6 protein-coding genes are annotated in these 6,837 nt (G+C 76.5%); 2 read left to right on the forward strand and 4 right to left on the reverse strand.

The genetic code is table 11. The features are described from left to right. Positions 1-44 precede the first annotated feature (44 nt). Together AB0O09_RS29680 and AB0O09_RS29685 are read right to left on the reverse strand one after the other, a co-directional pair. Positions 45-1,358 carry an FAD-dependent oxidoreductase gene (locus AB0O09_RS29680; RefSeq protein WP_363546728.1) on the reverse strand — a complete coding sequence of 438 codons (1,314 nt, stop codon included), beginning with the start codon at positions 1,356-1,358 and terminating at the stop codon, positions 45-47. A gap of 428 nt (positions 1,359-1,786) precedes the next feature. Continuing rightward, entirely contained in the window at positions 1,787-2,698 is a 912-nt protein-coding gene (locus AB0O09_RS29685; RefSeq protein WP_363546731.1) for a TIGR01777 family oxidoreductase, read from the reverse strand. A gap of 222 nt (positions 2,699-2,920) precedes the next feature. Here AB0O09_RS29685 and AB0O09_RS29690 point away from each other — a divergent pair, with 222 nt between their 5' ends. Next, entirely contained in the window at positions 2,921-3,427 is a 507-nt protein-coding gene (locus AB0O09_RS29690) for a GNAT family N-acetyltransferase (protein ID WP_363546733.1), read from the forward strand. Between the two features lie 92 nt (positions 3,428-3,519). Continuing rightward, a complete protein-coding gene (locus AB0O09_RS29695) occupies positions 3,520-4,509 on the forward strand; it encodes a DUF2510 domain-containing protein (RefSeq protein ID WP_363546735.1) in 990 nt (329 codons plus the stop codon). A gap of 85 nt (positions 4,510-4,594) precedes the next feature. On the opposite strand, the gene AB0O09_RS29700 is transcribed toward AB0O09_RS29695, so the two are convergent. Further along, positions 4,595-5,110 (reverse strand): DUF4240 domain-containing protein, encoded by a 516-nt coding sequence (locus AB0O09_RS29700; protein ID WP_344628550.1) that lies wholly within the window; start codon positions 5,108-5,110, stop codon positions 4,595-4,597. A gap of 262 nt (positions 5,111-5,372) precedes the next feature. After that, positions 5,373-6,837 (reverse strand): 2-oxoglutarate dehydrogenase, E2 component, dihydrolipoamide succinyltransferase (sucB, locus tag AB0O09_RS29705; protein ID WP_363546739.1); only part of this gene is annotated, 1,465 nt, incomplete at its 5' end.

Raw genomic sequence — 6,837 nt, forward strand, 5'->3', positions numbered from 1 at the left:
CGTCCGGCGGCCCGCCACGACGGCGGGCCGCCGGACGGGCACGGTCAGGCCGCCACGTCGGAGGCCCGCACCGCCGTCTCCAGCCCGAGGTCGCGCAGCACCGCCTGCGCGGCCCGGCGTCCGGACACCAGGGCGCCCTGCAGGCTGCTGGTGTCCCGGTGGTCGCCGCACACGTACAGCCCGGCCAGCACCCGTACCGACCGCCGGAAGTGGTGCGGGGCGGGCATCGCCGGCACCGCGTCCGGGGCGTGGCGGACGCTCAGGAACTCCCACCCGGCGGTGGACGTGCCGTACAGCTCGGCCAGCCGCCGGCGCACCACCGGCTCGAAACCGGCCGGGCCGCCGATGTCGTAGCCTCGCCGGCCCAGCACCGTGGTCGCCACCAGCGCCCGCCCGGCAGGCGCGTACGAGGGGTGCACGTCGCTGAGCACCAGCGTGTGCGACACCCCGGACCGGTCGGCGTCCAGCAGCAGCGCCGGCTCGCCCAGCGGCGAGCGGTCCGCCGCGTGGAAGTACGTGGTCACCGGGTGGAAGTCCGGCAGCCGCAGCCCGGGCAGCAGCGCGGTCGCGGAGCGGGCGTCGCAGGCCAGCACCACGGCCTGCGCGCCCACCCGGCCGTGCCGGGCGGTCTCCACACCGTCCGCGGACACCGCGGTGACCGCCACCCCGGTCCGCACCGTGCCGGCCGGCAGCCCCTCGGCCAGCTGTGCGGGCACCGAGGCCGTCCCGTCGGCGGGCAGGCAGAGCCGGCCCCGGGCGTAGGAGCGCAGCACCAGGTCGGCCACCCGGCTGCTGGTGGTCAGCGAGCGGTCGGCCAGCAGGGCGCCCAGCAGCGGCCGCAGGAAGCCGTCGACGGTCCGCCCGCCGAGGCCGCGGTCGGCCAGCGCGCGGGCCGCGGTGGTCTCCGGCCGGGCGAGCAGCCGGGGGACGGGCGTGGCGGCGAGCCGGTTCAGCGAGGCGGCCAGCCGGGCCCGTTCGAGCGGGCTGCCCAGTGCCCCGCCGAGCGCCCCGCGTCCGGCGGCCTGCTGGGGGACGCCCGCCCGGTAGCGGCGGCCGGCGCTGTGCACCAGGACGCCCGGGGCCAGCGGGCGCAGGTCCAGCCGGTCGAGGTCGAGCCGGCGGGCCGGTTCCGGGTGGTCGGTGTTGAGCAGGTGGATGCCGTGGTCGAGCCGGAATCCGTCCAGCTCGTCCGAGGCCATCCGGCCGCCGATGCGCCGGGCGGCCTCCAGGACCTGGACGCTGAGGCCCTGTCCGGTCAGCGCGCGGGCGGCGGCCAGGCCCGCGAGGCCGGCACCGACCACGACCACGTCCGGGTCGGACGGCTGGCGGGAACGGCGGATGAAGTCGTATGCGGGCACGGGTGTGCTCCCTCCCTGACGGCGGCCTCCGGGCCCGCGCGGCGGCGGCCGGGCCCGTGGAGCTCCGGCCGAGGCGGGCAGCGGGGTGCCGGGTACGGTCCGTCAAACGTGATGCCCCGTCAATGTGCTGATCAGACCGGCGCGGTCGGTGGAATCGGGTCCGGCCGCCGGGTCGTGGTGGCACTGCGGAGGGGCCCGGTCACCGAGCGTGCGCCGGACCAGCGGCGATCCGGCGGCGCCGGGCGCGCACGGTCACGGAGGGCGCGACGGCGCGCCCTCCGTCTGCAACCGTGCGCCCCTGTGCGCCCGGTGGGCGGACCGGGTCCGCCCCACGTACGACGGCGCTTACCCGGAACCGGACCCTCTCAGTCCTGCCCGTCTCCTGCCCGGTTCCCACCCGTCTCCCGCCCGGTTCCCGCGCGGGTCCTTCAGCCCAGCAGGGCCGCCCGCACCATCGACTCCGCGTCCGGGTGCCGGAACCGGAAGCCGGCCGCCAACAGCCGCTCCGGTAGCACCCGGTGGCTGCCCACCACCTCGACGGCCATCTCGCCGAGCACCGTCTTCAGCGCGAACTCCGGCACCGCCAGCACCGTCGGCCGCCCCAGCACCCGCCCGAGGACCTCCGTCAGTTCCGCGTTGGTCACCGGGCGCGGACCGGTGAGGTCGACCGGGCCGGACATCTCCGCACGGTCGATCAGGAACCGCATGGCGGCCACCTCGTCCGCCAGCGACAGCACGCTCCAGTACTGCCCGCCCGACCCCAGCCGGCCGCCCAGCCCCAGCCGGAACAGCGGCAGCATCCGGCCGAGCGCACCGCCGCGCGCGGACAGCACCAGGCCGGTGCGCGGGTGCACCACCCGGATCCCGGCGTCCTCCGCGGGCCGGGCTGCGGCCTCCCACTCGACGCACACCCGGGCCAGGAAGTCGTCCCCGGCGGGCGAGTCCTCGTCGACGACCCGGTCGCCGGTCTGGCCGTAGTAGCCGACCGCGGACGCGCTCACCAGGACCCTCGGCGGCCGCTTGAGCTTCGCCAGCGCACCCGCCACGGTCTCCGTGCCCAGCACCCGGCTGTCGCGGATCTCCTGCCGGTACGCCTGCGTCCACCGCCGGTCCGCGACCCCGGCGCCGGCCAGGTGCACCACCGCGTCGGTGCCCTCCAGCCCGGCCGCGTCGATCTGCAGCAGACGGGGGTTCCAGCCGACCCCGACCGTCCCGTCCGGTTGCCGCCCTACCCGGCTGCGCTGCCGCACCAGCCGTACCACCTCGTGCCCGTCCGCGAGCAGCGAGCGGACAAGAGCGGAACCGATCAGACCCGTGGAACCCGTCACCGCGATGCGCATGCCCCCATCCTCCCAGCTCCCCGCCCACCGGACGCCCACCATCCGGGGCGCGCCGGACCGCACGGACCGGAACGCCGTCGCGCCCCACCCCCACCCCCGTCCCACATGCCCGTCGCCCAAGGTCACCCCCAGGGGGCGCGCAGCGCCGGACAAGCCGGAAGGCCGCATCGCCCCCGCCCGTCCCCGCAGCCCCGGGCGCCCACGCCCCTATCACGCCCTACCATGACCGTCATGCCGTCCGACGACCTGACGATCCGTACCGCCCGCGCCGAGGACGACGCCGAACTCGCCGCCCTCGACCGCGCCGTCTGGTCCGTCCTCAGCGAGGTGGCCCCGCGCCGCGCCGAGGGCACCGCCTTCTTCGACGAGCGGCACACCCCCGACGGCTACCTGGTGGCCGAACTCGGGGGCCGCGTCGTCGGGTACGTGCGCCAGGCCGTGCCGACCCCGCTCGACAGCAACCGACACGTCCGCCAGATCCAGGGCCTCGCCGTCGACCACGGCGCCCGCGGCCACGGCGTCGGCCGGGCGCTGGTCGAGGCCGCCTGCGCGGCCGCCGCCGCGGCCGGGGCCCGCCGGATCACCCTGCGGGTGCTCGGCCACAACACCCCGGCCCGCCGCCTGTACGAGCGCTGCGGCTTCACGGTGGAGGGCGTGCTGCGCGAGGAGTTCCTGCTGGACGGCGCCTACGTGGACGACGTCTGGATGGGCCGTCCGCTGGTCGACTGACGTCCCGTCAGGGGCAGCCGGCACCCGGCCGGTCCAAGTCGTGACCTTGCCTCCCCTGCCGGGCCGTGCCCCGGGACCGGTACCGTACGGCCGTGAGCACATCGATTCCTCCCGGCTGGTACCCGGTCCCGGAGCCCGGGCCGGGCGGCACCGCGCAGGAACGCTGGTGGGACGGCAACGCCTGGACCGCCGAGGTCCGGGCCGCCCAGTCCGCCGCGGCCCCGCAGCCCGCGCAGATCGCCGACGCCCCGACCCAGGCCTGGAGCGGCCAGGCCGTCCCGCAGCCCGGGTACGGCTACCCGCAGCAGCAGCCGGGGCAGTACGGCTACCCGCAGCCCGGCCCGCCGTACGCCTACCCGTCGACGGCGACCGGACCGAAGAACCGCAACGGCCTGATCATCGGCATCGCCGGCGGCGTGCTGGCCCTCGCCGTGGTGGCCGCCGCGGTGCTGGTGGCCTCGGGCGGCGACGACGATCCGCCGGTGGTCACGGCACCGCCGCCGGTGAGCTTCTCCGCCTCCCCGCGGACCAGCCCGAGCCTGCCGCGCACCAGTCCCAGCCCGCGCACCAGCACGCCGCCGCTGGCCGGCAGCACGATGACCGACGTGGTGCACGGCTGGCGCGTGCCGCGGCCCACCGGCTGGACGGTGCACGCCAGCAGCGGCGCGAGCGCCGTCTACGAGGTCACCGGCCCGTACGACTGCGGCATGGAGTCGCAGTGCATCCGCGGCCAGTTCTCGGTCGAGACGGTGTCGGTGCCCGGGACCGACGCGGCCACGGTCGCGAAGGCCCAGATGGCCGAGTACGCCCCGCGGATCTTCGGCGACCTCACCGGCCACGAGGAGATGGCCTCCGGGCCGATCGTGGTCGCGGGCGCCATCGGCTACGCGGTGCGCTGGCACGTCACGCCGAAGCAGGGCGCCGCCGGCTACGTGCTGATGGTGGCCGTGCCGGACGCCCGCGGCAGCGGCTTCGTGCTGCTGCACGGCGGCGTGGACGACGACCCGCAGGCGCCCCCGTTCGGCACCATCGACGCGATCGTCAGCGGCATCCGCTCCACCACCTCGGGCAGCGGCGCCTGACCCGCCCCCGGCCGGCACCGCGGTGCCGGTCGGGTCCGTCACGTCGGCCGGTCCGCCGCCCCCCGCCGGGCGGGCCGTGCCCGCCTCACCGCCCGAAGCGCTCCCACAGCCGGGGGAAGCGCTTGGCCATGATGCCGTCGTCCTCGAAGTCGAACGGCGCGCCCTCCGGGTCGTCCTGCGGTGCCAGACCCAGGTCGGGCAGCGGCAGCCCGGTCAGCTGCTCGTGCGCCTCGTCGGCGGCGTAGCCGAGGTCCTCGGCCTCGCCGTCCTCCTCCTCGTCGAAGTCGGGCACCAGCACGGCCAGTTCGTCCGGCTCGTGCACCGCGTGCTCGTACACCTCGCGGCCCTGGCCGATCAGCCAGCACCGGAAGAAGTCGAAGTCGTCCGCGGAGGCGCCGCCCAGCATCAGGTGCGCGGCGGCCCACAGCTCGGTCGTGAAGGCGCGCTGGAAGCGAGCCTCGAACAGCCGGGCGAAGTCGACGACGTCGTCCGGGGTGAGCTGCGCCAGCCGGTCCACCAGCGCGTCGGCCTGGTCGTCCGGGTCTCCCGCCGCGGCCTCGCGGGTGTCGTCGATCAGCTGCCAGAAGTCCGTCTCGTACATCACCGCTCCAGCATCCACGCTCACCCCGGCCAATGCATGCGAGGCGCGACGGTGAGGGGCGGAGCGGACCGCCGGGGGCGCGCAGGCACCGACCCCCGCCCCGGGCGTCGGTGCCGGAGCGGGCCGGAGGCGGGCGGGCGAACGACGGACCCCGCCCCGAGCCGAAGGGCCCGCCGGTGTCGAGAGCGAACGGCGGACCCCCGCCCCGGTGTCCCGGGGCGGGGGTCCGCCGTGCGTGCGTCCGCGGGGTGCGGCGCGGTCCTTACAGGCCGAGCTCGACCTCGAACTCGCCGGCCTCGAGGATCTCCTTCACGGCCACCAGGTAGCGGGCGGCGTCCGCGCCGTCCACCAGGCGGTGGTCGTAGGAGAGCGACAGGTAGGTCATGTCGCGGATGCCGATGGCGGTGCCGCCGTCGGCCTCGATGACGACCGGGCGCTTCACGGTGGCGCCGATGCCCAGGATCGCGGCCTGGTTCGGCGGCACGATGACGGTGTCGAACAGCGCACCGCGCGAGCCGGTGTTGCTGATGGTGAAGGTCGCGCCGGACAGCTCGTCCGGAGTGATCTTGTTGCCGCGCACCTTGTCGGCCAGCTCGGCGGTCTTCTTGGAGATGCCGGCGATGTTGAGGTCGCCCGCACCCTTGATGACCGGGGTCATCAGACCCTTCTCCGAGTCCACCGCGATACCGATGTTCTCGGTGTCGAAGTAGGTGATGGTGCCCTCGGCCTCGTTGATCCGGGCGTTGATGACCGCATGGGCCTTCAGCGCCTGGGCGGCGGCCTTGACGAAGAACGGCATGGGGGACAGCTTCACGCCCTCGCGGGCGAGGAAGGAGTCCTTGGCCTTGCCGCGCAGCGACATGATCTTGGTGACGTCCACCTCGACCACGCTGGTGAGCTGCGCCTGCTCGTGCAGGGCCTTCATCATGTTGTCGCCGATGACCTTGCGCATGCGGGTCATCTTGACGGTCTGGCCGCGCAGCGCGGACGGCGCGGCGGCGGCCTTCGGGGCGGCGGCCGGGGCAGCGGCGGCGGGCGCGGCCTGGGCGGCCTTCGCGGCCTCGGCGGCGGCCAGCACGTCCTGCTTGCGGATGCGGCCGCCGACGCCGCTGCCGGACACGGCCGACAGGGCCACGCCGTGCTCGGCGGCGAGCTTGCGCACCAGCGGGGTCACGTAGGCGTCGCCGTTGTCCGCGGCCGGAGCGGCCGGGGCCGGGGCGGTGGCGACCGGGGCCGGAGCAGCCACCGGAGCGGGCGCCGGAGCGGCCGGGGCGGGGGCGGCCACGGGGGCGGGCGCCGGGGCGGCCGGAGCCGGGGCGGCGGCCGGGGCCTCGACCACGGGGGCCGGAGCCGGAGCGGCCGGAGCCGGGGCCGGAGCGGCCGGGGCGGGGGTGGCGGCGACGGCACCGGCGGCACCGATCAGCGCGAGCTGGGCGCCGACCTCGGCGGTCTCGTCCTCGCCGACGAGGATCTTCACCAGGGTGCCGGCGACCGGCGACGGGATCTCGGTGTCGACCTTGTCGGTGGAGACCTCGAGCAGCGGCTCGTCGACCTCGACGGTGTCGCCCTCGGCCTTCAGCCAGCGGGTGACGGTGCCCTCGGTCACGGACTCGCCGAGCGCGGGCAGCAGCACCGGGGTGGCGCCGCCCGCCGGGGCGGCGGCCGGAGCGGCGTCCGCGGCCGGGGCCGCGGCCGGGGCCGGGGCCGCGGCCGGAGCTGCGGCGGGG

Source organism: Kitasatospora sp. NPDC093679, assembly GCF_040683455.1.
Classification (GTDB): domain Bacteria; phylum Actinomycetota; class Actinomycetes; order Streptomycetales; family Streptomycetaceae; genus Kitasatospora; species Kitasatospora arboriphila.